The following is a 24,452-nucleotide window of genomic DNA, read 5'->3' as shown; positions in this document are numbered from 1 at the left end:
GACTCAGCCTTGCTGTGCGGCGGGCGCGCTGCGTGTCCGCCGCACGAACATCACCGCGCACGTGAAATAGCCGACGGCCAGGCCCGTTTCCACCAGCCCCAGCCAACGTTCCGGCGGCGGTGCCGCGGCGGCGAGGATGCCGTGAATGAAATAGGCGAGCACCAGCAGACTGCTCCAGGCGATCGTGTAGCGCCGGCGTCTGAGTAGCCCGCGCAGCGGCAGCAACCAGGGCAGCACCACCGCGAGCAGTACCGGCGCCCGCAGGGCCGCCGGCGGTGGCGCCAGCCACAGGTACCAGACCATTAGCAGGCAGAACTCGGCGGTCCAGCCCGCGAGGGCGCCACGGTAGAACCACGTCCCGCGACTCACGCGGTGCGTCCCCGCGCCAGGGTTACGGCAGCGTCGGCGAGGCGAGCGCCCAGCACTCGGCACAGGCGGCGCTCGTGCTCGTCCACCGGCCGGTCACTGTGGTTGCCGGCGTAATGGCTCGCGCCGTACGGCGTGCCGCCGCCGCTGGTCTCGCGCAGCGCGCTCTCGGTATAGGGCAGTCCCACCAGGTACATGCCGTGGTGGAGCAGCGGCACCATCATCGTGAGCAAGGTCGTCTCCTGGCCGCCATGGGGCGAGGCCGTGGAGGTGAAGACCGCCGCCGGGCGGCCGGCCAGAGTGCCCGACAACCACAGGTCCGATGTGCTGTCGAGAAAGTACTTCAGTGGCGCGGCCATGTTGCCGAAGCGGGTGGGGCTTCCCAGCGCGAGCCCGTCGCATTCGGCGAGGTCCGCGGTCTCCGCGTAGGGCGGGCCCGTTGCGGGAATGTCGTCGGCGGTCGCTTCGCACACCGTCGACACGGGGGGCACGGTGCGCAGCCGCGCCGAGGCACCCTCCACGGACTCGACGCCGTGGGCGATCTGCTCGGCCATCGTCGCCGTCGCCCCGAAGCGGCTGTAGTAGAGCACAAGGATCTCGGCCATGGTCACAGGATCTCCAGAACCTGCTCGGGTGGACGGCCGAGCGTGGCCCGTTCGCCGTTGACGACGATCGGGCGCTCCATGAGGCGCGGGTGCTCCGTCATGGCCTGTATGAGTCGGCCGCGGTCGCTGATTTCGGCGAGGCCGAGATCTCGGTACTCCTGCTCCTTGCGCCGCATGAGCTCGCGCGGCTCGAGCTCGAGCAAAGTGAGCAGGCGCTCGATCTCGGTCGCCGACGGCGGCGTCTTGAGGTACTCGACGATGTCGGGCTCGACGCCGTGCTCGCGCAGCAGCGCGAGGGTCTGCCGGGACTTCGAGCAGCGCGGGTTGTGATAGATGCGTACCGTCATTGCCCACGTCCTCGTTGCTTTCATCCAGTGGAAGCTCCGCTACAATGGCGTGCATCTTGGCGGCGGACGGGCAGGAAGGCAACGGTGCGAAAAGTCTCTGCAGCGGTGTTGGTGGGGCTGTGCCTGGGGCTCGCGGCCTGCGCCACCGGTAATGGCAGCGCTACCGACAGCCCCCCCGTGCAGGAGATGAGCGACGCCCGGCAGGCGGTTGCGGCAGCGGAACGCGCGGGCGCGCGGTCCGCCGCCGGATCGACGCTGGCCCGTGCCCGCAACTGGCTTGAGCGCGCCCGCGATCATCTGCGTGAAGGCGATTATGCGGCGGCTCGCGAGGCGGCGCGCCGGGCGCGTGAGTACGCCCGTGCCGCGCGTCCCGGCGTGGGGTCGCGCTGACACGTCGCCGCGCATTCACCGAAACGAGCTACCAGGAGGCCGATGATGACATGTCGTGCCTGGCGTGTCCGTGGACGGGTCCAGGGCGTGTTCTTTCGTGCGAGCGCCCGGGAGGCCGCGCAACGTTTGGGCGTGAGCGGCTATGCCGCGAATCTGGCCGACGGCCGTGTGGAGGTGGCAGCCTGCGGCGCGGAGGAGGCCCTGGGACAGTTCGAGGCGTGGCTGCGTGAAGGTCCGCCACATGCACGGGTGGACGCATTGGAGGAAGTTTCCGCGCCCGACGACGCGCCGGCCGGGTTCCACATCCGCTAAACGCCGGCGGAACCGGCTGCCATGGCGCTCGCAGCGGCCGGCGCGGTGACGGCGCTGTAACCGGTGCGCACGCCCACGGAGCGCCGGAATGAGCCCGTGCGGCCACGACAATTGCTCGGCCTTACCTTTACCCGCGCGGGGAGACGTGGAACCATATTGCGCCAATTGCGCGTCCGGAGCCCGGCGCGCGACTGCCTGCCGGGGTTGCCGCATAACGGTTTGCGTTTTCGACTTTGCAAGAGGGGACCGATGAGAGCAAAGCTTCTACCCGTCGCCGGCCTGGTGCTGGCGCTCGCCGGTACCGCCCATGCGGCCGGCGATCCCGCCGCCGGTGAGCGCAAGGCGGCGACCTGCCTGGGTTGCCATGGGGTCGAGGGCTACCGGAATGCCTATCCCAACTACCATGTGCCCAAGCTCGGGGGGCAGCACGCCCAGTACCTGGTTTCGGCGCTGAAAGCCTACAAGAACGGCCAGCGCTCCCACGAGACCATGCGCGCGCAGGCCGCCACGCTCAGCGAGCGGGACATGCAGGACATCGCGGCCTACTTCGAGCAGGCCGGCGGCGACGAGTAAACGGAGGAAGGTATGAAGCGCACCCTCATGAGCCTTGCCGCCGCCAGCGTGATGTTCGCCGGCCATGCCGCGGCTCTGAAACCCGGCGACGCCGCCGCGGGCAAGGACAAGGCCCAGGCATGCATGGCTTGCCACGGCCCGGAGGTCAACAATCCCACGTTCCCGAAGATCGCCGGCCAGCACGCCGACTATCTCTACCAGGCGTTGCGGGCGTACAAGAACGGCGATCGACAGAACGCCGTCATGAGCGGTCAGGCGGCGGGGCTTTCGCAGCAGGACATGGCGGATCTCGCCACGTACTTCTCCACGCTCGACAGCGGGCTGGAGAGCATCTCTCGCAACTGAGGGCGTGTGGCCATGCGCAGCCTGCTGCTGATCGCTCACGGTAGCCGCCGGGACGCGTCCAATGACGAGGTCCGGGGGCTGGCGACGGCCGTCGCCGCACAAATGGACGGCCGCTACGATCGGGTCGGCTGCGCGTTTCTGGAGCTCGCCGAGCCGGACATCGCCACGGCGATCGATCGCGAGGTGGGCGTCGGTGCCACTGAGATCGTCTGTTTCCCTTACTTCCTGGCGGCCGGCCATCACGTAATCCGTGACGTCCCGGGGATCATCGAGGCCGCTCGCGAGCGCCATCCCGGTGTAACGATACGGCTGGAGCGCTATCTGGGCGCCCAGCACCGGCTCGCTCAGCTCATCGCCGAGCTCGTGCCTTAGCCGGGCGTCTTCGTCGCCTTCGTCGCAGCGTCAGTCGCTGCCCGCGAGCACGGCCGCGTAGCCCTCGCGAAAAGTGGGGTAAAGGGGCCGGTAACCACTCGCGTGCAGGCGTTCGTTGCGGGCGCGACGATTGCCGCCACGCGGGGGTTGCGTCTCGCCGGCGACGCGGGGCGGCCGTGGGCACCCCAGGCGTTCGGCCAGCCAGTCCATGACCGTGCACTGCAGCGCTGGTTCGTCGTCGACACCGAGGTAGAGGCGCTCGGGCTCAGGCAGGCTCGCCAGGTGGGCGAGAAAGCCGACGCAGTCGTCTTCGTGAATGCGGTTGGTCCACCGCGGTGGCGATTCCACGCAGCCGCTACCGTCGCGCACCCGGCGGATGAGCCGGCCGCGCCCGCCCCCGCCCCCGTATATGCCCGCGAAACGCACCACCGTGGCCGGCCATGGTGCCCCCGCCGTGATCGCTTCTCCGTCCAGCAGTCGCCGCCCCGAGAAATTCGCCGGTTCCGTGGGGCTCGATTCGTCCACCCATTCCCCGTCGCTTTGGGCGTAGACGCTCAGGCTGGAGACGAAGCACTGCCAGGCCGGATGTACGTCATGCGCCTGCAGGGCTTCGATGAGGTTGCGTTGCCCGGTGACGAACGCAGCGCGATAACCGGCTTCCGTGTATTCCGCGGGGGTGGTGATGTAGAACACCGCCTGTGGCCGGCAGCCGTCCAGCGCCGCGGTAAGTGTCTCGGGGTCGGTGAGGTCGGCGCGCACGGGGATGATCGGCGCGGGCAGTGGGGCATCGCTGCGACGCAGGCCCCAGACGCGAGCACCGGTGGTGGCGAGGGCGAGGCCCAGACGTTGGCCGATTCGGCCGCAGCCGGCGATGAGGATGTCCCGGTAGCGTGGCGGCATAGTCGTTCCGTTGAGCGTTGTCGTTCTCCGTTTTCCCCGCTGCCTGTTGAGGGGGATACGGAGCCCCGTACAATACTAACCTTTGCGAAAGTATTGCCAGGTTTCAGCGTCACTGCGCGGTGTCTCGGCAAGGCGCGGGAGCGCCGGCGTGGCGAGGCTCACGTCAAGCGAGCGCAACGCCGCCGAGGCGCCGCGCAGTGGCGCCCTGCGGGTGGCCGTGTGCGCCGCTGTGGACTGCGTTGCTCGTCGCTCATGGTGACCTTCCTACACCACACTCCTCGCGCTTTGCCACAGCGGCGCACACGGCCACTGAGACCTGGCAATACTTTCGCAAAGGTTAGTAACGCACCCCATGGCATTTGCGGAGACACTATGTCAGCCGAGCGCCTCGCGCGTATGCGCGCCACCCTGGACCGCCGCCAGCCGGACCTTCAGGTGCTGCTCGATCAGGTCCACAAGCCCCACAACCTCTCGGCGATCCTGCGTACCTGCGATGCTGTGGGTGTGGCGGAGGCGCATGCGGTGACCGCTGCGGGGAAGGGCTTCGACCTGCATCGCCACAGCTCCGCGGGCATCGGTCAGTGGGTGGACGTGCACACCCACGAGGCCGTCGACGAGGCGGTGTCCGCGCTGCAGGCCCGGGATCTCAAGGTCTATGCCGCCCACCTCTCCGAGCGCGCCGTCGATTTCCGCAGCGTCGATTACACTCGCCCCTGCGCCGTTCTCCTGGGCGCGGAGCTCCACGGCGTGAGCGCGCAGGGCGCGGAGCTCGCCGATGAGCACGTCGTGATCCCCATGGCAGGGCTGGGTGCGTCGCTGAACGTGTCCGTGGCCGGTGCCGTGTTGCTGTTCGAGGCGCAGCGTCAGCGCGCCGCCGCCGGTGCCTACGACCGCCCCCGCCTGGATGCCGCGACTTATCGGCGCAAGCTCTTCGAGTGGATGCAGCCGCGCATCGCGCGGTACTGCCGGGAGCGGGGGCTGGCGTATCCGCAGCTGGACGAAGAAGGGCACGTGAGCGGCGGTCTGCCGCAGTAAATCACTGCGCGTGCCATTCCTCGCGTAGCGCATCGAACACCAGGTTCGGATACCAGGTCTTGCCCAGGCTGCCGTTGTAACGTGCCAGCGCGCGCGTGAGGTTGCCGTTTTCGATATTCAGGTAGTGGCGCAGGATGGTGCAGCCCATACGCAGGTTGGTTTCGGTGCGGAAGAGGTTGTCGTCCGGGCGATCGAGCTCTTCCAGCCAGAACGGCATGATCTGCATGTAGCCGCGGGCGCCGGCGCTCGAGATCGCGAAGCGGCGGAAGTCGCTCTCCACCTCGATGACCGCGAGCACCCACTCCGGCTCCAGCTCCGCGCGCGTCGCCTCGTAGTGGAGCGTGCGCAGGAAGTTCATGCGCTCCTCCGGGTCGGGTATGTCGTCGGCGAGGCGGGTGGACATGTCCATCAGCCACACCTCGGCGTCGAAGCGGTTACGGAAGCTGTCCGAGCTCTCCAGCGCCCGTTCCAGCGCCTTGCGCAGTGCCGGGTCAGGCGCCTGGCCGCTGGACGCGGTGGCCACCGGAGTGCTGGCCAGGACAACGGTGACCGCCAGGACGAAACCGCCGAGCGTGGCGCGCATCCGTGCGCTCATCGGGCCCGTCTCAGCCGCAGCGCTGCCGCAGCTCGTCCACGACTTCGGCGAGCGGCAGTGTCTCGTTGTCCTCGGCACGGCGGTGGCGGTACTCCACGGTGCCGGCGTCGAGGCCGCGATCGCTCACGACGATGCGGTGGGGGACGCCGATGAGCTCAACGTCGGCGAATTTCACGCCGGGGCGCGCCTGGCGGTCGTCCCACAGCGGCTCCAGTCCCGCTGCCTGCAGCTCGTCGTACAGGCGCTGCGATTCGGTCGCGACGCGCTCGGACTTGTGGGCATTGATGGAGACGATGGTCACCTGGAACGGGGCCATGGGCTCCGGCCAGATGATGCCGCTGTCATCGTGGTTCTGCTCGATGGCCGCGGCGACCACACGCGAGACCCCGATGCCGTAACAGCCCATGTGCATGGGGACGTTGCGCCCGCTCTCGTCGAGCACGGTCGCCTCCATCGCCTCGCTGTACTTGGTGCCGAGCTGGAAGATGTGGCCCACCTCGATGCCGCGGGTGATGCCGAGCCGCCCGTCGCAGCGCGGGCAGCGCTCGCCGGCACGCACCGTGCGCAGATCGGCAGTCTCGGGCAGGGCGGCGTCACGGTCCCAGTTGAGATTGACCCAGTGCCAGTCGGCCCGGTTGGCCCCCGAGGAGAAATTGCGGATTCCTGCCGCGCGCTGATCCACCAGCGTGCGCAGCCCGTCGCGCAGGCCCGCCGGACCGATGAATCCGCGCGGCACGCCGGTGGCCTCGAGGGCCTCCTCGGGCTCGGCGAGGCGTACCTCTTCGACGCCCAGGGCGCGCGCGGCCTTGACCAGATTGAGCTCGTCGTCGCCGGCGACGAACAGCACGGCGGGCTGATCGTCGGCCATCACCACGACGCTCTTGACGACCCGCTGCGACTCGATGCCGAGCAGCCGGGCCTGCTCTGCCACCGTGGAGATGCCCGGTGTCTCGTGCTCGGCGGCGGTCGCCGGGGGCTCGTCGGCTGGTGCCGCCGGCCGGCTCTCGGCGAGCTCGGTGTTGGCCGCATAGTCGCAGCAGTCGCAGGCGGCGATCTCGTCCTCGCCGGAGTCGGCGAGGACGTGGAATTCCTCGGAGACGCTACCCCCGATGGATCCCGAGTCCGCCTTCACGGCGCGGAACTCGAGGCCCAGGCGCTCGAAGATGCGTGTGTAGGCACCGCGCATGTCCTGGTAGGTTTCGCCGAGAGAGGCGGCATCCATGTGGAAGGAGTAGGCGTCCTTCATCAGGAACTCGCGCGCGCGCATGACCCCGAAGCGAGGCCGCGTCTCGTCGCGGAACTTGGTCTGGATCTGGTAGTACGTCAGCGGCAGCTGGCGGTAGCTGCGCAGCTCGCGTCGGAGGAAGTCGGTGATGACCTCCTCGTGGGTGGGGCCGAAGCAGAAGTCGCGCTCGTGACGGTCCTTGATCCGCAGCAGAAGCGGCCCGTAGAGATCCCAGCGCCCGGACTCCTGCCACAGCTCGGCGGGTTGCACCGCCGGCATCAGCAGCTCCATGCCTCCGATGGCGTTCATTTCCTCACGCACGACGCGCTCGACACGGCGCAGCACCCGCAGGCCCAGCGGCTGCCACGTGTATAGCCCGGCGCCCAGCCGGTTGATGAGCCCGGCGCGCAGCATCAGCTGGTGGCTGACGATCTCGGCGTCGGCCGGCGTCTCCTTGGAGGTGAACAGGGGGAATCGGCTGGCTCGCATGGTCGCGTCGTGCCTCCGCGGAATCTGGGGTTCTGTCAAGGCGTCAGAGCGTAGGCCCTGACGCGGGCAATGTCACGCCGGACGCTTGCGTGCGCCGCGTTCAACGGGTCCGGGGAGGAGTCAGCCGCCGGTGTTGTCGCCGTCCTTGCAGTACTGGTCGACGAATTTCCGGGCCTCTTCGCGTTCGGCTGCGATCTCCTCCTCGGTATAGCGCACGACAGTGCCGTCCGGCCGGCGGAAGCGCTGGTTCGGGGTCGCGTCGGTGAAGATACGGAGATTCTTCTGCGCGCTCTCGCATTGCTTGGCCATCCACTCGGGGTCCGGCGTGCCGCGTTCGTCGTCCTCGCTGTCCTTGTCTTTCCCGCTCTCCTGCTGCTCGTCGTCCGCTGCGGTCCGGTCACTGTCGCCGGCACTCGAGGCGTCGTCGCCGCTGCCGGCGCCCGGGACGCGCAGTTCCCTCGCGTCCGCGTCCTGGGGGGGCTGGGAACCGTAGTGTACCTTGCCGTCGGCGTCGGTCCACTTGTACGTTTTCGCCGCCTGAAGCGGTGTGGTCGCAAGTGCCAGCACTGCGAGGAAAATGGCCGTCCTGAGCATGGAAATCCTCCTGAAGGTCCAGTGCCGCCCCATTATCCGGTCCCACGGGGCGTGCACAACCACCGGTTTCCGGAATCGGAAACGCTGTCGAAATCCGGATTGATATCGCTGTGCGCCGCAGGGTGCCATGCTTGACGGCTTGTGCGCCGCCAAGTAGGTTTTGGAGTTTCCCGGCATTTCCATGCGCGAGTCCGAGGCAGCGGGCCGATTACCGTTGCCAGGGCGCTTTCTTGGTAGGGATCATGCGGCATATTATCTCAATCCTCGTGGTCAACGAGTTCGGTGCGCTCGGACGTATCGCCGGACTGTTCACCGCTCGCGGCTACAATATCGAGTCCCTCACGGTCGCGCCTACGGACGACCCGACGCTCTCGCGCATGACGCTGGTCACCATTGGCGACGATCAGATCATCGAGCAGATCATCAAGCAGCTCAACAAGCTGCTGGACGTGGTCAAGGTCCTGGACATCACCGAGGCCGAGCACATCGAACGGGAGATGATGCTGGTCAAGGTCCAGGCCGCGGCCAATGACGCGCGCGAGGAGTTCAAGCGCCTGGCGGATATCTTCCGCGGGCGCATCCTCGACGTCACCGAGAAGACCTACACCATCGAGCTCACGGGCACCAGCAGCAAACTGGATGCCTTCCTCGAGGTCATCGGGCGCAAAACGCCCGTGGAGGTCGTGCGCTCCGGCGTGATCGGCATCGCCCGCGGCGACCGTCAGATGCGCATCTGAGCCGCTGCGGTATGCGCGCAGCGCGACCCGGCCAGCCTTCGGCGCGGCGGGACCCGGGTACGTGGCAGTAACCCAACTTCAACGGTGGAACAATGAAGGTTTTCTACGACAAAGATGCCGACCTCTCCATCATCCAGGGCATGAAGGTCGCGATCATCGGCTACGGCTCCCAGGGCCACGCCCACGCCAATAACCTCAAGGAGTCGGGCGTCGACGTGGTGGTGGGGCTGCGCCAGGGCTCGGCCTCGGCGAAGAAGGCCGAGCAGGCGGGGCTGGCGACCGCGTCCATCGAGGACGCGAGCGCGCGCGCCGATATGGTGATGATTCTCACGCCGGACGAGCACCAGGCCAGCATCTACGCGGCCAAGATCGAACCCAACCTCAAGGAAGGCGCCGCGATCGCCTTCGCCCACGGCTTCAACGTGCATTACGGCCAGATCGAGCCGCGCGCCGATCTCGACGTGATGATGATCGCACCCAAGGGCCCGGGGCATCTGGTGCGTTCCACCTACGTCGAAGGTGGTGGCGTGCCCGCGCTCATCGCCATTCATCGCGACCCCACCGGGCGCGCCCGCGATGTGGCGCTGTCCTACGCGTCAGCCATCGGCGGCGGGCGCTCCGGCGTCATCGAGACCACCTTCCGCGAGGAGACCGAGACGGATCTCTTCGGCGAGCAGGTGGTGCTCTGCGGCGGCATGACCGAGCTCATCAAGGCCGGTTTCGAGACCCTCGTGGACGCCGGGTACTCCCCGGAGATGGCGTACTTCGAGTGCCTGCACGAGACCAAGCTCATCGTGGACCTGCTCTACGAGGGCGGTATCGCCAACATGCGCTACTCCATCTCCAACACGGCGGAGTACGGTGACTTCACGCGCGGCCCGCGGGTGATCAACGAGCATTCCCGCGCGGCGATGCGCGAGATTCTCACCGAGATCCAGAACGGCGAGTTCGCGAAGGAGTTCGTCCTCGAGAACCAGGCCAACGCGCCGACGCTGAAGGCCATGCGTCGCAAGGCCGCCGAGCACCCCATCGAAGAGGTGGGCGGCAAGCTTCGCGACATGATGCCCTGGATCCGGGCCAAGCAGCTCGTCGATCGCGAGCGTAACTAGGTGTAACGTTACGGCGGCGTCCGGGGGCCGGACGCCGTCCGCGCGCTGTGCCGCGCCCCGTCGGCCGCGGCCGTCCGTTGCTATGCTGGCGGGCGTGAATTCGGCGACCCGAGAGGGCCATGAACCAGGACACTCCACGGCCGCGGCGTCGCGGCATCTACCTGCTACCCAACCTGCTTACCACCGTTGCCCTGTTCTTCGGCTTCTATGCGGTGGTGGCCGCCAACAACGACGCTTACCAGACCGCCGCGATCGCCATATTCGTCGCCATGGTGATGGATGGCATGGACGGTCGCGTGGCCCGGCTGACCAACACCCAGAGCGATTTCGGCGTGCAGTACGACAGCATCGCCGACATGGTCTCCTTCGGTATCGCGCCCTCGCTGGTGATGTACCAGTGGGCGCTGCGGGATCTCGCCGAGCTCGGGGAATTCTGGGCGAAGCTCGGCTGGCTGGGGGCGTTTGTCTACACGGCCTGCGCGGGGCTGCGTCTCGCCCGCTTCAATACCCAGGCCGGGGTGGCCGACAAGCGCTTTTTCCAGGGCCTGCCCAGTCCCGCGGCGGCCGCCACCCTGGCGGGAATGGTGTGGGCCGGCAACCGCCTCGACTTCGGAGGCTGGGGCGCGGGCGTGCCTGCTTTCCTGCTGGTGGTGGCCGCCGGCATCCTGATGGTGAGCAACGTCCGCTACTACAGCTTCAAGGAGGTGGACTTCCGCTACCGGGTGCCGTTCATTGTCATCGTCCTGCTGGTGCTGGTAGTGGCGCTCACCTCGGTCCATCCGCCCACGGTACTGTTCCTGGTCGCGCTCGGGTACATGGGATCGGGGCCGGTGCTGACGGTGATTCTCAGGCGCCGGCGGCTGCGTGCCCGGCATCAGCATCATCACCACCCGTGATTTCCGGGGGAACGGGGTGAGCGGCGAACGGCAACGGGCCTACCTCGAACGCATGGGCGTGCCGGTGTGGGTCCGCCGACATCGCCCCGGGCCGGATGCGGATGAAGCCACCGATCAGGCGACCGCTGCTCGCGAGGAGATCCCCGCTCCCCAATCGGACCCAGCCGGCGAATGCGCCACGGGGGCGCCGCCGGCCGCAGTGGAATCCGAAGCGCCCTCCCGGGAACGAGCCATCACTGGCGACGGGGGCGAGGCGGAGCCGCCGCCCTCCGGTGACGAGCAGGCCTGGGAGCGTCTGCGCGAGGAAGTCGTGGACTGCACCGCCTGTCCCCTCCACGAAAGCCGCACACAGGCGGTGTTCGGGGTAGGCTGCCACAGCGCCGATTTGATGATCGTCGGCGAGGCTCCCGGTGCCGAAGAGGACCGGCGGGGCGAGCCATTCGTCGGCCGCGCCGGCCGGCTGCTGGACGAAATGCTCCGCGCCATCGATCTCAGTCGCGACGGCGTCTATATCACGAACATTCTGAAGTCCCGCCCGCCGGGCAACCGTGATCCGCGTCCCGAGGAGATCGCTGCCTGCGAGGGTTACCTGCGCCGCCAGATAGAGCTGGTCCGGCCGCGCGTGCTGCTTGCCGTGGGGCGCATCGCTGCGCAGCACCTGGTCGGCTCGGGCCAGCCCCTGGGGCGGCTGCGCGGCCGCTGGCATCAGTACGGGCCGCGGCAGACGCCGTTGCTCGCCACCTATCACCCCGCTTACCTTCTACGTAGCCCAGCACAAAAGGCCAAGGCATGGCAGGATCTGAAGCAGGTCCGTGATCGGCTGCGGGAAGAGGAGCGCGTGTCATGAGTGCCGAGCCGTCTGCCTTTCTCTCCGTCATCCGGCCGATGCGGGAGTCGGACCTAGATGCCGTGCTGCGTATCGAGTGTGCCGCCTACGACTATCCCTGGACACGCGGCATCTTCCGGGACTGCCTGCGGGTGGGCTACGACTGCTCCGTGCAGCTCGACGCCGGCGAGGTGGTGGGGTATCTGCTGCTCTCCTCGGCCGGGGGCGAGGCGCATGTGCTCAACCTCGCGGTGACGCCGGCGCGCCAGGGGCAGGGGTTCGGCCGTCGGCTGCTGCGGCGGGCCGTCCGCCAGGCCGAGCGTCTGGGCGCGGACAACGTTTTCCTGGAGGTGCGCCCGAGCAACGTGCACGCCCTGCGTCTCTATCTCAGTGAAGGATTCCGACAGGTGGGGCGGCGGCGGGACTACTATCCGAGCGACGACGGTCGCGAGGATGCACTGGTACTCTGCCGGAGCGTCGACGTCTCGTGAATCGGCGCCAGATCTGGGCGTGGGCGTGGTACGACTGGGCCAACTCCGCCTTCTCCACCGTGGTGATGGCAGGCTTCTTCCCGCTGCTGTTCCAGGACTACTGGAGTGCCGACGCCACGCCGGCGGCTTCCAATCTCCGTCTCGGCTGGGCCAATGCGCTCGGCAGCCTGATTCTCATGCTGACGGCTCCGCTGCTGGGTGCGATCGCTGACAGCACCCACGCGCACAAACGGCTGCTTTTCGTTTTCGCCGTTCCTGGCATGTTCGCCACCGCGGCATTGGCCTGGGTGCCGGGCGGTGCCTGGGTAACGGCGGCGGCATTGTTCGTCTGCGCGTCCGTGGGCTTCATGGCCGCCAACGTATTCTACGATGCCCTGCTGGTCGAGATCGCGCCGAGCGAGCGCTGGCACTCGGTCTCGGGGTTCGGTTATGGGCTCGGCTATCTCGGCGGGGGGCTGCTCTACCTGGGGTGCGTGTTCGCAGCGCTCAATCCCGGCGTATTCGGTTTCGCCGATGGTGGCGCCGCGGCCCGCGCCGGTTTCGTGGCGACGGCATTGTGGTGGGCGGTATTCTCTGTACCGCTGGCCGCCTTGGTGCCCGAACGTCCGGTGCGACCGCGTAGCGGGGCATTGCGCGCCGGTGTGCGGCAGCTGGCGGCGACCTTCCGTCACCTGCGCGGGCTGCGCGCCGTGGTGATCTTTCTCGTCGCCTACTGGCTCTATATTGACGCGGTGCATACCGTGATCCGCATGGCCGTGGCTTACGGTCGCTCCCTGGGCTTCGAGCAGTCGGATCTGATCATCGCGTTGCTCGTGGTGCAGTTCGTCGGCTTTCCCGCGGCCATCGCCTACGGGCGGCTGGGCGAACGTATCGGCCCGCGGCGCGCGATTTACCTCGGGCTGCTGGTCTATGCTGTGGTTTGCGTATGGGGTGCGCTTATTCGCGAGCCCTGGGAATTCTACGTGATTGCGGTGCTCGTGGGGCTGGTGCAGGGTGGCGTGCAGGCACTCAGCCGCTCGCTCTACGCCCGATTGATTCCGGCGGAACGCGCCGGCGAGTTCTTCGGTTTCTACAATCTGTTGGGCAAGTTCGCGGCGCTGCTGGGGCCGCCGCTGTTCGGCCTGTTCGGTACCTGGTTCGGGGACGTGCGCTACTCCATGCTGGCATTGATTCTGATGTTCGCCGCCGGTGCGCTGCTGCTCGCCCGGGTGCCGGACGAGGAGCTCATGCCGGCCACGGAACACGGAGGCTGAGTATGCATCGACTGCTATCGCGCATCGCGCTGTTCGCCGTGCTCGCGGCCATGAGCGCGCCGGGCTGGACGGCGGATTTCTGTGCCTCGATCGATGCCCCCGAACGCCTGCTCTTTGCCGGCGAAGGCTATCGTCTGGTCGCTGCGGAGCGCTGCGGGCAGGTCGAGAGCCGGCGCTTCCGCGCCGGTGGTGAGGGCGAGCGGCGCGAGCTCTTGTGGCGTCGCTATCTGGGTGACGTGGCTGCTGAGCGTTTTCTGCGCGGGTACGTGGAAAGCCTTGCCCATATCTCCATCGGCCGCCCCGATCTTCGCGCCCGGGAGCTGCCCGGGGAGCCGGTTTCGGATTATCTCGTGGAGGCCCGTACGCTCGGTGTCGGCGCCGGCCGCGCTGGCTACCGGCTCTATCGGCTCGTCGCACGCGAGGGAGCCCCCATGGAAACGTTCGAATTCCGCTACCGGTTCCCCGAGCGTGACGTCTCCGCAGGCCCCGATCTGACGGCGCGAATCGAGGCGTGGCGGCGTGGCATCGTCGAACTCGATCCCGGGCGTTGAAGCCGGTGGTCGTCAGGCGCACGGTCTCGCGGTCGTCGGGCTTGGCGCCTCGCGCCGAGGATGGCACGACGATCGGGCGTCGCAATGGTTACCGAGAGGAAGCGATGAAAGATGAAGGCAGTGAATCCCGTCCCACGCGTTGGCAGGTCATCAAGAGCGTGGTCGCCGCGGCCCTCGGCGTGCAGAGCGAGGAGGCGCGTCAGCGCGATTTCACCCAGGGGAGCCCCGCGGCGTTCATAATCGGTGGCGTGGTGTTCACGGCGCTGTTCGTGATAGCGCTCGTGGTGGTGGTCAACCTGGTGTTGAGCGCGGCCGGGAGCGGTTGAAGGGCTGCACGGCGGACGGTTAATGCCCGCCGTGCAGCGTGTTCGGGACACTGTCCCTCGACACCGCGACTAGATCGCCTCGACGCGGGCGTACTGCTCGTCGAGCCGGGCCAGGGCGGAGCGCATTTCCGCGAGCTTGTCCCGCTCCTTCTGCACCACTGCCTCCGGCGCCTTGGCGACGAAACTCTCATTGCCGAGCTTCGCTTCCACGCGTTCAAGATCCTTGGCGATCTTGCCGCGCTCCTTGGCCAGACGCGCGAGCTCGGCGTCCTTGTCGATGAGCCCGGCCATCGGTACCAGCAGCTCCATCTCCCCCACCAGCGCGATTGCCGATTCCGGTGCGTCGTCGCGTGCCACGAACTCGATGGACTCGAGGCGGGCCAGCGCCGAGAGGTAGTCCCGGTGGTGGTCAACGCGTTCGTGGTCGCTCTCGGCAGCGTTGGCGAGGAGGACCGGCAGCGGCCGGTTCGGCGCGATGTTCATCTCGCCGCGAATGCGCCGCACGCCGAGGATGAAGCGTTGTACCCAGGCGATTTCCGCTTCGGCCTCGGGGTCCTCGCGGGCCGGGTCGGGCGTCGGGTAGGCCTGCCGCATGACCGTCTCGCCTTCGGCACCGGCGAGCGGGGCGACACGCTGCCAGATTTCCTCGCTGATGAACGGCATCAGCGGGTGAGCGAGGCGCAGCACCGCCTCGAGTACCCGCACCAGGGTGCGGCGGGTGCCGCGCAGTGCCGCCGGGTCCCCCGTTTGCTGGAGGACGGGCTTGGAGAGCTCCAGGTACCAGTCGCAGTACTCGTCCCAGATGAACTCGTACAGCGCCTGCGCCGCCTGGTCCAGGCGGTAGGCTTCCAGCCCTTCGATGACCGCGGCCTCGGCGCGTTGCAGGCGCGATATGATCCAGCGGTCGGCGGTCGAGAGGGTGATCTCCCCGCCGGCGACGCCGGTGTCCTCGCCCTCGGTGTTCATCAGCACGTAACGGGCGGCGTTCCAGAGCTTGTTGCAGAAGTTCCGGTAGCCATCCACGCGCCCCATGTCGAAGACCACGTCGCGTCCGGTGGTGGCAAGGCTCGCAAAGGTGAAGCGCAGCGCGTCGGTGCCGTGGGCGCTGATGCCCTCGGGGAAGTGCTTGCGTGTCTGGCGTTCGATGGTCGGCGCTAGCTGGGGCCGCATGAGCCCGCTGGTGCGTTTTTCCACCAGCGACTCCAGGTCGATGCCGTCGACGATGTCGATGGGATCGAGCACGTTGCCCTTGGATTTCGACATCTTCTGGCCGTCGGAGTCGCGCACCAGGCCGTGGATGTAGACCTCGTGGAACGGCACATCGCCCATGAACTTCAGGCCCATCATGATCATCCGGGCGACCCAGAAAAAGATGATGTCGAAGCCGGTGACCAGCACCGAGGTGGGGTAGAAGGTGCGCAGGGCGTCGGTGTTCTCGGGCCAGCCCAGGGTGGAGAACGGCCACAGCGCCGAGGAGAACCAGGTGTCGAGGACGTCCTCGTCCCGGGTCAGGGAGACGTCGTCGCCCAGGCCGTGGCGTTCGCGCACCTCCGACTCGCTGCGGCCCACGTAGACGTCGCCGTCGGCGTCGTACCAGGCGGGGATCCGGTGGCCCCACCAGATCTGGCGACTGATGCACCAGTCCTGGATATCCTCGAGCCAGTTGTAGTAGGTCTTGTCCCAGTTACCGGGGATGAAGCGGATATCACCGTTTTTCACCGCGTCGATGGCAGGCTGGGTGATCTCGCGGCGTCCGCCGGGGCGGCCGTCGTCCTGGACGTCACGGGTGAGGTCGACGAACCACTGATTGGTGAGATAGGGCTCGATCACCGCGCCGGTGCGGTCGCCCCGGGGCACCATCAGCGTATGGTCCTCGACGCGCTCGAGCAGCCCCTCGGCGTCGAGGTCGGCGACCACGCACTTGCGCGCCTCGTAGCGATCGAGGCCGCGGTAGGCTTCGGGGGCGTTGTCATTGACCGCCGCCGACGGGGTGAAGATGTTGATCTGCGGGAGATCGTGGCGCAGGCCCACCTGGTAGTCATTGAAGTCGTGTGCCGGTGTGATCTTCACGCAGCCGGAGCCGAATTCCGGGTCGACGTAGTCGTCGGCGATCACCGGAATCTCGCGCTCGGCGAGCGGCAGGCGGAGGTGTCTGCCGATGAGGTGACGGTAACGCTCGTCCTCCGGATGCACGGCCACGGCGGTGTCGCCTAGCATGGTTTCGGGGCGGGTCGTCGCCACCACCAGGTGACCGCTGCCATCGGCGAGCGGATACCGCATGTGCCAGATGTGGCCCTTCTCCTCGCTGGACTCCACCTCCAGGTCGGAGACCGCCGTGTGCAGCACCGGGTCCCAGTTCACCAGGCGTTGGCCGCGGTAGATCAGCCCCTCGTGATAGAGGCGCACGAAGGTCTCGCGCACCGCCTCGGACAGGCCGTCGTCCATGGTGAAGCGTTCGCGGGACCAGTCTACGGAAGCGCCCATGCGCCGGAGCTGGTTCTGGATCGTGCCCCCGGACTCGGCGCGCCACTGCCAGACTCGCTCCACGAAGGCCTCACGGCCGAGGTCGTGGCGGGTGCGGTTCTCGGCGTTGAGCTGGCGCTCGACCACCATCTGCGTGGCGATGCCGGCGTGGTCGGTGCCCGGCTGCCACAGCGTGTTGCGCCCGCGCATCCGCTGGAAGCGGGTGAGCGTGTCCATGATGGTGTCCTGGAAGGCATGGCCCATGTGCAACGTGCCGGTGACGTTGGGGGGCGGGATCATGATGCAGTAGGGATCGCCCTCGCCGGAGGGGGCGAAGTAGCCCTTCTGCTCCCAGGTTTCGTACCAGCGGGACTCGATGGCGCGCGGGTCGTACGTTTTCTCCATGGTGTGGTGGAATCCCGATGCTTGCTGGGTTGCACGGCTAAACCACGAAGTATAACCGACGCACACACGTATTTGTGTGCGTGCGCAACAGCGCCTAGTACCGCTGAGGTGTTTCCGCGGGGTCGTCCGCGCCGTCAGCCGCCGTTTTTCAGGGCCGCCTGGACGTGCTGGCGGGCGAGCGCCGGGAGATGATTGCGTAGGGAGGCGCGCAGCGTGCGGTTGAGCCACTGCCGCGTCCGCAGTGTCGGCCGGTAGGCCAGAGCAGGGCCCGGTGCTTCCGCCTCACCGGGGCGGACGACGTCGAGCAGCACCGGTGGCTCGGCGGCACCTTGTCGAGCGGCGTTTCGATCGTCCATGAACAGCATCCATGCGTGCGGCCGGGGCGTCGTCATCATCCCGAGCCGAGTGTGTGGTTAGTGGGCGTCACGCCGGCGTCCCGGTAGCTGCGAAAACGTGCCCGTGCCGGGCCGATGACTTCCGCTGCCTGGATGACGATCTCGGCGACACGCTCGTAAGCTTGCCATGGGTCGGGCAGTCGGTCTGTGACGTTGATCAGCATATCGCGATCGGTCGGCGGCGCCTCGGTGGTGATGATCACCGGTTCGTGGGTGTCGGCTTCCCGCGCGAGCGCATGGGGCACGAAGCTGCCCTCGCGGAACGTCCACAGCGCTTCGTCGAGGCGGGCGGCCGCCGGGCCGTCGGTGGCGAGGATCACCACCCGCAGCCCTTCGCGCCACGCCTTCTCGGCGAGGCGGCAGCAGAAGTGCTCGCGTGCTGCCGGCGTGTCCCCCGGCAGCACGTAGAAATCGACCCGCACTGAAACCGCCTCAGGTCCGGTCGATCAGGTACTGGGTGAGCAGCGGTACCGGGCGTCCGGTCGCGCCCTTCTGGTCGCCGCTCTTCCAGGCAGTGCCTGCGATGTCCAGGTGCGCCCAGCGCTGCTTCTTGGTGAAACGCGAGAGGAAGCATGCCGCAGTGATGGTGCCTGCCGGGCGGCCGCCGACGTTGGCCATGTCCGCGAAGTTGCTATTGAGTGCCTCCTGGTACTCGTCCCACAGGGGCAGCTCCCAGCAGCGATCCGCCGTGGCCCGTCCGGCGTGCATGAGCTCGCTCACCAGGCTGTGGTGATTGCCCAGCACTGCGTGTGCCTCGTGCCCCAGGGCGATGATGCACGCACCGGTCAGAGTGGCGATGTCGATGACCGTTTCCGGATTGAAGCGCTCGGTGTAGGTGAGTGCGTCGCACAGCGCGAGGCGGCCTTCGGCGTCGGTATTGAGGATCTCGACGGTCTGGCCGGACGCGGTGGTGACGATGTCACCGGGTTTGCTCGCATTACCGTCCGGCATATTCTCGGTGGCGGCGACCACGCCCACCACGTTGATCGGCAGCTCCAGCTCGAGCACGCTCTTGACCGTGCCGAAGACGCTCGCTGCGCCGCACATGTCGAACTTCATCTCGTCCATGGCCGCCGCCGGCTTGATCGAGATGCCGCCGCTATCGAACGTCACGCCCTTGCCCACCAGCGCATAGGGCCGTGCATCGCTGTCGGTTCCGCGGTAGCGCATGACGATCAGCCGTGGCTCCTGACGGCTGCCACGGGCGACGGACAGCAGCGCGCCCATGCCGAGCTCTTCCATCTCGCCGGGGCCGAGGATATCCACTTCCAGACGTTCGTACTGCTCGGCGAGCTCGCGAGCCTGGTCGGCGAGGTAGGTGGGCGTGCAGATGTTGCCCGGGAGGTTGCCGAGATCGCGGGCGACCCCCATGCCCTGGGCGATGGCATGACCTTCGCGCGCTGCCCGCTCGCCCGGCGCCAGGTCGCGCCGGCTGGGAACCGAGAGAGTGAGCTTGCGTAGCGGACGTCGCGGCGTATCCTTGCGGCTTTTCAGGCGATCGAAGCGGTAGAGGGTGCTGTCGACGGTCTGCACGGCCTCGCGCACGCGCCAGATGTTGTCGCGGGCCTTGACCGGCAGGTCGGGGAGATAGCTCACTGCCTCGACCGCGCCGCTGTCGTGCAGTGCGTTGGTCATGGCAGCGACCGCCTGGCGGTAGGCGCCGTCGTCGAATTCGCGCTCGCGTCCGCAACCCACGAGAAGCACTCGGTCACAGAGGGTGTCTGGTACATTGGTGAGCATGAGCGTCTGGCCGAGCCGGCCTTCCATATCGCCGCGGCGCCCCAACTGGGTGAGGAATCCCCCGCTGGCTTCGTCGATGCGGGCAGCGGCGCTGGAAAGCCGGCGGGATTCGAAGACGCCGACCACCACGCAGGCCGAGCGCTGCTTCTCCGGGTTGCCGCTCTTGACCGAGTACTCCATCGATATCTCCTTCGCGGTTGCCCGACGTAGGCCCGTGCGGCGGGCCTGCTCGGCGCCGCCGGGGGCATTCGTTATGCGTGAAAAACTTATCCTAACCCAGATTCGCGCGATTTTCGCCCGTTATCGCCGGTTTTCCCACAATTACCCCCGTGCGGACGAGGTGGTCGGGCCGTGTTGATCGGGCGTGTGCAGCGGTACCTGCTCCGCGAAACGCTCATGGCGTGGCTGGGCGTCACCGTCGTGCTCGTGGTGGTGCTGCTCACCAATCGCCTGGTGCGGTTCATGGCCGACGCCGCGCGCGGGGACGTGCCACCGGATGTGATTTTCACTCTGCTTGGCCTGAAAGCGCTGGCGAACCTCGGGGTGGTCCTGCCGGCCAGTTTCTTCCTCGCCGTGATCCTGGCGCTGGGACGGCTGTACCGGGACTCGGAGATGGCCGCCATGGCGGCCTGTGGCGTCGGCCCGCGGGCCGTGCTGCGCGGGCTCTATGCGCTTGCCGTGCCGCTCGCGGTCGTGGTCGCGGCGCTGTCGCTGACCCTGGGCCCCTGGGCGGAGGGCACGGCGGACGATGCTGTCGCAGCCGCTAGCGAGCGGGCGCAGTTCGCCGGTCTGCAGGGCGGGCGCTTTCTGCCGCTGGGCGACGACGGCGGGGTTCTCTACGTGGAGTCCGTCGCCGATGACGGCACGCTGCGAGGCCTGTTCGCCCGCCTGGGGAACGGCCCGGAGGAGCGCCTGGTGGTCGCTGAACGCGCTTACCGGCGTAACGGCGGGCAGGGCGGCGGACGGTTCCTGGTACTGGCCGACGGCTATCGCTACGACGGGGTTGCAGGGCAGCCGGCATGGCGGACGCTGGCGTTCGGCGAGCACGGCATCCGTGTTGATGACCGCGGCGGAACCCGGTCCCGGACCCGCCGTGACGCGCAATCGACACCGGCACTGCTGGCCGATGGCGGCCGCGATGCGGGCGCCGAGCTGCAGTGGCGTGTGGCGATGCCCGTCAGCGTGCTGGTGCTCGCGCTCGCCGCCGTTCCGCTGGCGCGCTCGGCGCCGCGGGAGGGCCGTTATGCCCGCCTGGTGGCCGCCGTACTCGTCTACGTCGGCTACTTCAACGGGCTCAAGGCGGCCCAGGACTGGTACGAGTCCGGCGTCACGCCCCCGTGGCTCGGTATCTGGTGGGTGCATCTCGCCGTCCTGGCACTGGCGGGCTCGCTGTTGTGGCGCCAGTTCGGGAGCCGGCGATGACGTTGCGGCTGACGCGCTACATCGCCCGGCAGGTCGCGATCGGCGCCCTGATGGCTCTGCTCGTGCTCATGGCGCTCGACGTGGTTTTCGAGTTCATCGACCAGACCGGGGACGTCGGGCAGGGCAGCTATACGATGGGCACTGCCCTGGTCTATGTGCTGTTGCAGACGCCCGGGCGCGCGTACGAAATCTTCCCGGTTGCCAACCTGGTGGGCGCGCTGGTGGCCCTGGGGGCGTTGGCGGGCCGCAGCGAGCTTACCGCGATGCGCGCCGCCGGTATGTCCGTCAACGCGATCGCGCGAGCGGTGGTGCTCGCCGGCGTCGGCCTGGCGGTGGTGGCGGTGGGGCTCGGGGAGTGGCTGGCCCCCCACGCCGCGCGGATGGCTCAGGATCTGCGGGCACACAGCGTCAGCGAGGGCGCGGCGGGCGCCAGTGAGGGCGCGCTGTGGCTGCGCGATGGCGAGCGCTACATTCACGTCGGGCGGGTTCGCGAAGAAGCGGTGATCGAGGAGGTGAGCGTCTATACCCTCGCCGCCGGCGAGCTCGAGCGGGTTCTCGAGGCCGAGCGCGGGCGCTATGACGGCACCGAATGGCGTCTTAGCGAAGTCGAGGTGACCGACTTCTCCGACGATGGCGTGGTGGTGCGCCACGCCGACGAACGCCGCCTGCGTGCCGACCTCAGCCCGGAGCTCCTCGGGTTGCTGGCATTGTCGCCGGAGATGCTGCCGTTGCCCGAGCTCGCCCGGTACATCGATTACCTCGAGCGCAACGCCTTGGAGACAGCGCGCTACCGCCTCGCGTTCTGGGTGAAACTGGCAACGCCGCTGGCGACGGTGGTCATGGTGTTGCTGACGGTGCCACTGGTGTTCCGCTCGCAGCGCCGTGCCGGGGCGGGTCAGCAGATCGTGCTCGGTGTCCTGGTCGGCGTCGCGTTCATGCTGCTGAACCGGCTGCTGAACAATGCCGGTGTCATCTACGGGTTGCCACCGGCGTTGAGCGCGCTCGCACCGCCGTTGCTCTTTCTCGTGGCAGGTATCGTCGGGCTCTCGCGGGTGCGCTAATGTCCTGGATTCTGATTCAGGACACTAGCGCTTGGGCTCGACGATCAGGCGGGTGCCTGAGAGACGGTCATGCCATGCCAGACCGTCACGGTCCAGCAGAACCCACAGGAAGCCCAGCCCGAGTGGCAGCCACGACAGCAGAGCCGCGGCGAACCGGATGCATGCCTGCGTCGCACTGGGGCGGTCGCCGTCGCTCATGGTTACCACCCGCAGCCGCCAGGCCTGCATACCCAGGGTCCGGCCGGCCCGCCACCAGAAACCGCAGAGGAATATGCCGGCGATCAGCAGCAGGTAGCCGCGGAAAATCCAGTTGCCCGACGTCACTGCCTCACCCCCGGTGAGCGGCAGCACGGCAGCTGTGGCCAGCATCCAGAGCGCGATCAGCAGCAGGCCGTCGTAGAACATGGCGGCCAGGCGGCGTGGCAGACTGCAGCGTATGCGGGCTTCGTGATTCACTGTGCGTGTCGGTCCGGATGATCGCGGTCGCACGAGAGGATACCGCGAACGGGCCATGCCGGTGTGGGACATGCCGCTGCGGGGGTGTGGTACGCGTGCACGAAAAAAGCCGCTCGAAGGCGGCTTTTTTTCTGAACCTGGTGCTCCCACGGGGATTTGAACCCCGGTTTCCGCCTTGAGAGGGCGGCGTCCTGAACCACTAGACGATGGGAGCCTATTGTATCGGCCGGAAGATGGCCGTTTTTTGTCGCTTGGTGACCTGCACCCCGCGACGAGGGCTGCTATTATACGCATTCTTTTCTTACGCACAAGAGGGCGTATCGGACCCGTGACAGAACAGCCCGCGCGACACGTGGAGCCATATATCATCCCGCGCTCCGAGCATCGTATCTCCCGCTCGCAGATCAGCGACAATGCGCTAAAAGTGCTGTATCGGCTGAAGAATGCCGGCTACGGGGGCTATCTGGTGGGGGGCGGGGTTCGCGATCTCTCCCTGGGGCGCGAGCCGAAGGACTTCGACGTCGCCACGGATGCCACGCCCGAGCAGGTGAACGAGCTCTTCCGCAACTGCCGCCTCATCGGCCGGCGGTTCCGCCTCGCTCACGTGCACTTCGGGCGCGAGATCATCGAAGTGGCCACTTTCCGTGCCCTGCACAACGGCGATAACGGCGATAACAGCGATAACGGCGACAGCGGTGGCAACGACGTCAACGACGACGGCGTCGTCAGCGACGATGGCATGATCCTGCGCGACAACGTCTACGGCACGATCGAGGAAGACGCGCTGCGCCGGGATTTCACCGTCAATGCGCTGTACTACAACATCGCCGACTTCTCCATCGTCGATTACGCCGGTGGTATGGCCGACCTGGAAGAGGGCGTGATCCGTCTCATCGGCGACCCGGAGACCCGCTTTCGCGAGGATCCGGTGCGCATGCTGCGCGCGGTGCGCTTTGCCGTGAAGCTCGGCTTCCGTCTCGACCCAGCGATCGCCGCGTCCATCCCGGAGCTGGCGCCACTGCTTGCGGATGTCCCCGCGGCACGCCTGTTCGAGGAGGTGCTCAAGCTCTTCTTCGGCGGTCAGGCGGAAGGCACGTTCGAGCTGCTGCGGCGCATGCGTCTGTTCGGCTACCTCTTTCCAGCGACCGACCGCCTGCTCGACGAGGCGGGCGACGACGTGGCCATGGCGTTCATTGCCAGGGCGCTCGCGAACACCGATCTGCGCATCATGGAGGACCGCCCGGTCACCCCCGCCTTCCTGTTCGCCGCGCTGCTGTGGCCGGTGGTGACCTCCCGTGCCGCCGTCCGCGAGGCGGACGCGGACAGCTATCCGCAGGCGCTGCAGCAGGCGGCGGCGGAGGTGGTCGAGGAGCAGGTCGCCATCGTCACCATCCCCAAGCGTTTCGGTGTGCCCATGCGCGAGATCTGGTCGCTGCAGCCGCGTTTCGAGCGGCGCAGCGGCAAGCGTGCCAGCCGCCTGATGGGCCACCCGCGCTTTCGCGCCGCCTACGACTTTCTGCTGCTGCGTGCCGAGGCCGGCGAGGTCGATCGCGAGCTCGCGCAGTGGTGGACGGATTTCCAGCAAGGTGAGACGGCGGCGGCTTCGGGGGCTGGCGCCCCCAACACGCGCCGGCGCCGCCAGCGCGGCGGCCGGCGACGCAAGGGGGGAGACAATGGCGACTGAGCGCGTTCGCGCCTGGGTCGCCCTCGGAAGCAACCTGGACGATCCCATCGCCCACGTGCGCCGTGCCTTCGATGAGCTGGCGGCCGTGCCGGCATCGCGTCTGGCGGCGTGCTCCTCGCTCTACCGTAATCCGCCCATGGGCCCCCAGGACCAACCGGACTACGTCAATGCCGTCGCCCGGCTGGAGACGTTCCTGACCCCGCTGGAGCTACTGGACGCGTTACAGGCCATTGAACGGGATCACGGGCGTGAACGTCGGCGGCACTGGGGCGAGCGCACGCTGGATCTGGACCTCATCCTCTATGGCCGGCACCGGCTGACGCACCCGCGGTTGACGGTGCCTCATCCGGGTATCCGGGAGCGTGCGTTCGTGCTCGTACCGCTCGCCGAGCTCGACGCCCGCGTGGAAGTGCCGGGGCACGGCACGGTTGACGCGCTGCTGACCGGCGTCGATGATGCTGCACTGCAGCGCCTTTCATGAACACTGCT

The 24,452-nt window shown here is 67.8% G+C and carries 30 protein-coding genes and 1 tRNA gene; 18 read left to right on the top strand and 13 right to left on the bottom strand.

From position 1 onward, the window contains the following. Positions 1 to 3: 3 nt before the first annotated feature. The 3 genes from ACPEES_RS04785 to arsC are packed head-to-tail and all read right to left on the bottom strand — an operon-like array spanning position 4 to position 1,318. The gene (locus ACPEES_RS04785; RefSeq protein ID WP_435101585.1) at positions 4 to 369 is read right to left on the bottom strand and encodes a DUF2069 domain-containing protein; all 366 of its coding nucleotides are present in this window, start codon (positions 367 to 369) and stop codon (positions 4 to 6) included. Further along, positions 366 to 971 carry an NAD(P)H:quinone oxidoreductase gene (wrbA, locus tag ACPEES_RS04780; RefSeq protein WP_435101583.1) on the bottom strand — a complete coding sequence of 202 codons (606 nt, stop codon included), beginning with the start codon at positions 969 to 971 and terminating at the stop codon, positions 366 to 368. Before wrbA ends, ACPEES_RS04785 begins: the two co-directional genes overlap by 4 nt. A 2-nt stretch (positions 972 to 973) precedes the next feature. Then, a complete protein-coding gene (gene arsC / locus ACPEES_RS04775; protein WP_435101581.1) occupies positions 974 to 1,318 on the bottom strand; it encodes an arsenate reductase (glutaredoxin) in 345 nt (114 codons plus the stop codon). Positions 1,319 to 1,402: 84 nt separating this feature from the next. Here arsC and ACPEES_RS04770 point away from each other — a divergent pair, with 84 nt between their 5' ends. From ACPEES_RS04770 to ACPEES_RS04750, 5 genes are all read left to right on the top strand, one after another. After that, positions 1,403 to 1,708 carry a DUF4398 domain-containing protein gene (locus tag ACPEES_RS04770; protein ID WP_435101579.1) on the top strand — a complete coding sequence of 102 codons (306 nt, stop codon included), beginning with the start codon at positions 1,403 to 1,405 and terminating at the stop codon, positions 1,706 to 1,708. Positions 1,709 to 1,750: 42 nt separating this feature from the next. Continuing rightward, complete coding sequence (locus ACPEES_RS04765; protein WP_435101577.1) at positions 1,751 to 2,020, top strand: acylphosphatase; 270 nt, start codon at positions 1,751 to 1,753, stop codon at positions 2,018 to 2,020. A 249-nt stretch (positions 2,021 to 2,269) separates the two neighbouring features. Next, entirely contained in the window at positions 2,270 to 2,593 is a 324-nt protein-coding gene (locus ACPEES_RS04760) for a c-type cytochrome (protein ID WP_435101575.1), read from the top strand. 12 nt (positions 2,594 to 2,605) lie between these two features. After that, positions 2,606 to 2,938: a c-type cytochrome gene (locus tag ACPEES_RS04755; protein ID WP_435101573.1), complete on the top strand. Its 333-nt coding sequence runs from the start codon at positions 2,606 to 2,608 to the stop codon at positions 2,936 to 2,938. 12 nt (positions 2,939 to 2,950) lie between these two features. Beyond that, the gene (locus ACPEES_RS04750; protein WP_435101571.1) at positions 2,951 to 3,310 is read left to right on the top strand and encodes a sirohydrochlorin chelatase; all 360 of its coding nucleotides are present in this window, start codon (positions 2,951 to 2,953) and stop codon (positions 3,308 to 3,310) included. 30 nt (positions 3,311 to 3,340) lie between these two features. Here ACPEES_RS04750 and ACPEES_RS04745 read toward each other — a convergent pair whose 3' ends face one another. Further along, complete coding sequence (locus ACPEES_RS04745) at positions 3,341 to 4,210, bottom strand: sugar nucleotide-binding protein (RefSeq protein ID WP_435101569.1); 870 nt, start codon at positions 4,208 to 4,210, stop codon at positions 3,341 to 3,343. Between the two features lie 372 nt (positions 4,211 to 4,582). Between ACPEES_RS04745 and trmH the strand changes: the two genes are divergently transcribed. Further along, positions 4,583 to 5,245 (top strand): tRNA (guanosine(18)-2'-O)-methyltransferase TrmH, encoded by a 663-nt coding sequence (gene trmH / locus ACPEES_RS04740; protein WP_435101567.1) that lies wholly within the window; start codon positions 4,583 to 4,585, stop codon positions 5,243 to 5,245. A gap of 1 nt (position 5,246) precedes the next feature. Here the strand turns inward: trmH and ACPEES_RS04735 are convergent, their stop codons facing one another. The 3 genes from ACPEES_RS04735 to ACPEES_RS04725 form a co-directional block, all read right to left on the bottom strand. Continuing rightward, the gene (locus tag ACPEES_RS04735; RefSeq protein WP_435101565.1) at positions 5,247 to 5,840 is read right to left on the bottom strand and encodes a lytic transglycosylase domain-containing protein; all 594 of its coding nucleotides are present in this window, start codon (positions 5,838 to 5,840) and stop codon (positions 5,247 to 5,249) included. A gap of 10 nt (positions 5,841 to 5,850) precedes the next feature. After that, positions 5,851 to 7,554: a proline--tRNA ligase gene (locus ACPEES_RS04730; protein WP_435101563.1), complete on the bottom strand. Its 1,704-nt coding sequence runs from the start codon at positions 7,552 to 7,554 to the stop codon at positions 5,851 to 5,853. A gap of 120 nt (positions 7,555 to 7,674) precedes the next feature. Further along, positions 7,675 to 8,148 (bottom strand): DUF4124 domain-containing protein, encoded by a 474-nt coding sequence (locus ACPEES_RS04725; protein WP_435101561.1) that lies wholly within the window; start codon positions 8,146 to 8,148, stop codon positions 7,675 to 7,677. 242 nt (positions 8,149 to 8,390) lie between these two features. On the opposite strand from ACPEES_RS04725, the gene ilvN reads away from it, so the two are divergent. The 8 genes from ilvN to ACPEES_RS04685 all read left to right on the top strand — a co-directional run bounded on the left by ilvN (position 8,391) and on the right by ACPEES_RS04685 (position 14,337). After that, positions 8,391 to 8,885 carry an acetolactate synthase small subunit gene (gene ilvN / locus ACPEES_RS04720; RefSeq protein WP_435101559.1) on the top strand — a complete coding sequence of 165 codons (495 nt, stop codon included), beginning with the start codon at positions 8,391 to 8,393 and terminating at the stop codon, positions 8,883 to 8,885. 92 nt (positions 8,886 to 8,977) lie between these two features. Continuing rightward, a complete protein-coding gene (gene ilvC / locus ACPEES_RS04715; RefSeq protein WP_435101557.1) occupies positions 8,978 to 9,994 on the top strand; it encodes a ketol-acid reductoisomerase in 1,017 nt (338 codons plus the stop codon). A 119-nt stretch (positions 9,995 to 10,113) separates the two neighbouring features. After that, positions 10,114 to 10,890 (top strand): CDP-diacylglycerol--serine O-phosphatidyltransferase, encoded by a 777-nt coding sequence (gene pssA / locus ACPEES_RS04710; RefSeq protein WP_435101555.1) that lies wholly within the window; start codon positions 10,114 to 10,116, stop codon positions 10,888 to 10,890. Further along, positions 10,859 to 11,737: a uracil-DNA glycosylase gene (locus ACPEES_RS04705; protein WP_435101553.1), complete on the top strand. Its 879-nt coding sequence runs from the start codon at positions 10,859 to 10,861 to the stop codon at positions 11,735 to 11,737. Before pssA ends, ACPEES_RS04705 begins: the two co-directional genes overlap by 32 nt. Continuing rightward, positions 11,734 to 12,207 carry a ribosomal protein S18-alanine N-acetyltransferase gene (gene rimI / locus ACPEES_RS04700; RefSeq protein ID WP_435101551.1) on the top strand — a complete coding sequence of 158 codons (474 nt, stop codon included), beginning with the start codon at positions 11,734 to 11,736 and terminating at the stop codon, positions 12,205 to 12,207. The genes ACPEES_RS04705 and rimI overlap by 4 nt, the downstream gene beginning before the upstream one ends. Beyond that, positions 12,204 to 13,460, top strand: a complete 1,257-nt coding sequence (locus ACPEES_RS04695; RefSeq protein ID WP_435101549.1) for an MFS transporter — start codon at positions 12,204 to 12,206, stop codon at positions 13,458 to 13,460. The genes rimI and ACPEES_RS04695 overlap by 4 nt, the downstream gene beginning before the upstream one ends. Before the next feature lie 2 nt (positions 13,461 to 13,462). Then, positions 13,463 to 14,011 (top strand): hypothetical protein, encoded by a 549-nt coding sequence (locus tag ACPEES_RS04690; RefSeq protein WP_435101547.1) that lies wholly within the window; start codon positions 13,463 to 13,465, stop codon positions 14,009 to 14,011. A gap of 104 nt (positions 14,012 to 14,115) precedes the next feature. Then, positions 14,116 to 14,337 carry a DUF2970 domain-containing protein gene (locus tag ACPEES_RS04685; protein ID WP_435101545.1) on the top strand — a complete coding sequence of 74 codons (222 nt, stop codon included), beginning with the start codon at positions 14,116 to 14,118 and terminating at the stop codon, positions 14,335 to 14,337. Positions 14,338 to 14,406: 69 nt separating this feature from the next. Here ACPEES_RS04685 and ACPEES_RS04680 read toward each other — a convergent pair whose 3' ends face one another. The 4 genes from ACPEES_RS04680 to ACPEES_RS04665 form a co-directional block, all read right to left on the bottom strand. Next, the gene (locus ACPEES_RS04680) at positions 14,407 to 17,205 is read right to left on the bottom strand and encodes a valine--tRNA ligase (RefSeq protein ID WP_435101543.1); all 2,799 of its coding nucleotides are present in this window, start codon (positions 17,203 to 17,205) and stop codon (positions 14,407 to 14,409) included. 134 nt (positions 17,206 to 17,339) lie between these two features. Beyond that, complete coding sequence (locus ACPEES_RS04675; RefSeq protein WP_435101541.1) at positions 17,340 to 17,561, bottom strand: hypothetical protein; 222 nt, start codon at positions 17,559 to 17,561, stop codon at positions 17,340 to 17,342. Positions 17,562 to 17,596: 35 nt separating this feature from the next. Then, positions 17,597 to 18,022 carry a DNA polymerase III subunit chi gene (locus ACPEES_RS04670; protein WP_435101539.1) on the bottom strand — a complete coding sequence of 142 codons (426 nt, stop codon included), beginning with the start codon at positions 18,020 to 18,022 and terminating at the stop codon, positions 17,597 to 17,599. 10 nt (positions 18,023 to 18,032) lie between these two features. Beyond that, the gene (locus ACPEES_RS04665) at positions 18,033 to 19,520 is read right to left on the bottom strand and encodes a leucyl aminopeptidase (RefSeq protein ID WP_435101538.1); all 1,488 of its coding nucleotides are present in this window, start codon (positions 19,518 to 19,520) and stop codon (positions 18,033 to 18,035) included. A gap of 171 nt (positions 19,521 to 19,691) precedes the next feature. Here ACPEES_RS04665 and lptF point away from each other — a divergent pair, with 171 nt between their 5' ends. Together lptF and lptG are read left to right on the top strand one after the other, a co-directional pair. Next, a complete protein-coding gene (gene lptF / locus ACPEES_RS04660; RefSeq protein ID WP_435101535.1) occupies positions 19,692 to 20,762 on the top strand; it encodes an LPS export ABC transporter permease LptF in 1,071 nt (356 codons plus the stop codon). Beyond that, a complete protein-coding gene (lptG, locus tag ACPEES_RS04655; RefSeq protein WP_435101532.1) occupies positions 20,759 to 21,823 on the top strand; it encodes an LPS export ABC transporter permease LptG in 1,065 nt (354 codons plus the stop codon). The genes lptF and lptG overlap by 4 nt, the downstream gene beginning before the upstream one ends. 24 nt (positions 21,824 to 21,847) lie before the next feature. On the opposite strand, the gene ACPEES_RS04650 is transcribed toward lptG, so the two are convergent. Both ACPEES_RS04650 and ACPEES_RS04645 read right to left on the bottom strand, forming a co-directional pair. Further along, positions 21,848 to 22,279 (bottom strand): RDD family protein, encoded by a 432-nt coding sequence (locus tag ACPEES_RS04650; protein ID WP_435101530.1) that lies wholly within the window; start codon positions 22,277 to 22,279, stop codon positions 21,848 to 21,850. Between the two features lie 138 nt (positions 22,280 to 22,417). Next, positions 22,418 to 22,493, bottom strand: a tRNA-Glu gene (locus ACPEES_RS04645). 114 nt (positions 22,494 to 22,607) lie between these two features. Between ACPEES_RS04645 and pcnB the strand changes: the two genes are divergently transcribed. Next, on the top strand, positions 22,608 to 23,963 hold the full coding sequence (gene pcnB, locus ACPEES_RS04640) for a polynucleotide adenylyltransferase PcnB (RefSeq protein ID WP_435101528.1): 1,356 nt from the start codon (positions 22,608 to 22,610) through the stop codon (positions 23,961 to 23,963). Beyond that, positions 23,953 to 24,444: a 2-amino-4-hydroxy-6-hydroxymethyldihydropteridine diphosphokinase gene (gene folK, locus ACPEES_RS04635; RefSeq protein WP_435101526.1), complete on the top strand. Its 492-nt coding sequence runs from the start codon at positions 23,953 to 23,955 to the stop codon at positions 24,442 to 24,444. The genes pcnB and folK overlap by 11 nt, the downstream gene beginning before the upstream one ends. The last annotated feature ends 8 nt before the right edge of the window (positions 24,445 to 24,452 follow it).

Origin of the sequence: Arhodomonas sp. AD133 (assembly GCF_051195215.1) — a bacterium.
Taxonomy (GTDB): Bacteria; Pseudomonadota; Gammaproteobacteria; order Nitrococcales; family Nitrococcaceae; genus Arhodomonas.
The sequence above is the reverse complement of the archived record's forward strand: the minus strand, read 5'-3'. Positions and strand labels throughout refer to the sequence as shown.

Bases quoted from the DNA above. Each gene is read 5' to 3' on its own strand.
- wrbA (WP_435101583.1), bottom strand. From the start codon at position 971: ATGGCCGAGATCCTTGTGCTCTACTACAGCCGCTTCGGGGCGACGGCG.
- arsC (WP_435101581.1), bottom strand. From the start codon at position 1,318: ATGACGGTACGCATCTATCACAACCCGCGCTGCTCGAAGTCCCGGCAG.
- ACPEES_RS04765 (WP_435101577.1), top strand. From the start codon at position 1,751: ATGATGACATGTCGTGCCTGGCGTGTCCGTGGACGGGTCCAGGGCGTG.
- ACPEES_RS04760 (WP_435101575.1), top strand. From the start codon at position 2,270: ATGAGAGCAAAGCTTCTACCCGTCGCCGGCCTGGTGCTGGCGCTCGCC.
- ACPEES_RS04755 (WP_435101573.1), top strand. From the start codon at position 2,606: ATGAAGCGCACCCTCATGAGCCTTGCCGCCGCCAGCGTGATGTTCGCC.
- ACPEES_RS04750 (WP_435101571.1), top strand. From the start codon at position 2,951: ATGCGCAGCCTGCTGCTGATCGCTCACGGTAGCCGCCGGGACGCGTCC.
- ACPEES_RS04745 (WP_435101569.1), bottom strand. From the start codon at position 4,210: ATGCCGCCACGCTACCGGGACATCCTCATCGCCGGCTGCGGCCGAATC.
- trmH (WP_435101567.1), top strand. From the start codon at position 4,583: ATGTCAGCCGAGCGCCTCGCGCGTATGCGCGCCACCCTGGACCGCCGC.
- ACPEES_RS04735 (WP_435101565.1), bottom strand. From the start codon at position 5,840: ATGAGCGCACGGATGCGCGCCACGCTCGGCGGTTTCGTCCTGGCGGTC.
- ACPEES_RS04730 (WP_435101563.1), bottom strand. From the start codon at position 7,554: ATGCGAGCCAGCCGATTCCCCCTGTTCACCTCCAAGGAGACGCCGGCC.
- ACPEES_RS04725 (WP_435101561.1), bottom strand. From the start codon at position 8,148: ATGCTCAGGACGGCCATTTTCCTCGCAGTGCTGGCACTTGCGACCACA.
- ilvN (WP_435101559.1), top strand. From the start codon at position 8,391: ATGCGGCATATTATCTCAATCCTCGTGGTCAACGAGTTCGGTGCGCTC.
- ilvC (WP_435101557.1), top strand. From the start codon at position 8,978: ATGAAGGTTTTCTACGACAAAGATGCCGACCTCTCCATCATCCAGGGC.
- pssA (WP_435101555.1), top strand. From the start codon at position 10,114: ATGAACCAGGACACTCCACGGCCGCGGCGTCGCGGCATCTACCTGCTA.
- rimI (WP_435101551.1), top strand. From the start codon at position 11,734: ATGAGTGCCGAGCCGTCTGCCTTTCTCTCCGTCATCCGGCCGATGCGG.
- ACPEES_RS04690 (WP_435101547.1), top strand. From the start codon at position 13,463: ATGCATCGACTGCTATCGCGCATCGCGCTGTTCGCCGTGCTCGCGGCC.
- ACPEES_RS04685 (WP_435101545.1), top strand. From the start codon at position 14,116: ATGAAAGATGAAGGCAGTGAATCCCGTCCCACGCGTTGGCAGGTCATC.
- ACPEES_RS04680 (WP_435101543.1), bottom strand. From the start codon at position 17,205: ATGGAGAAAACGTACGACCCGCGCGCCATCGAGTCCCGCTGGTACGAA.
- ACPEES_RS04675 (WP_435101541.1), bottom strand. From the start codon at position 17,561: ATGGACGATCGAAACGCCGCTCGACAAGGTGCCGCCGAGCCACCGGTG.
- ACPEES_RS04665 (WP_435101538.1), bottom strand. From the start codon at position 19,520: ATGGAGTACTCGGTCAAGAGCGGCAACCCGGAGAAGCAGCGCTCGGCC.
- lptG (WP_435101532.1), top strand. From the start codon at position 20,759: ATGACGTTGCGGCTGACGCGCTACATCGCCCGGCAGGTCGCGATCGGC.
- folK (WP_435101526.1), top strand. From the start codon at position 23,953: ATGGCGACTGAGCGCGTTCGCGCCTGGGTCGCCCTCGGAAGCAACCTG.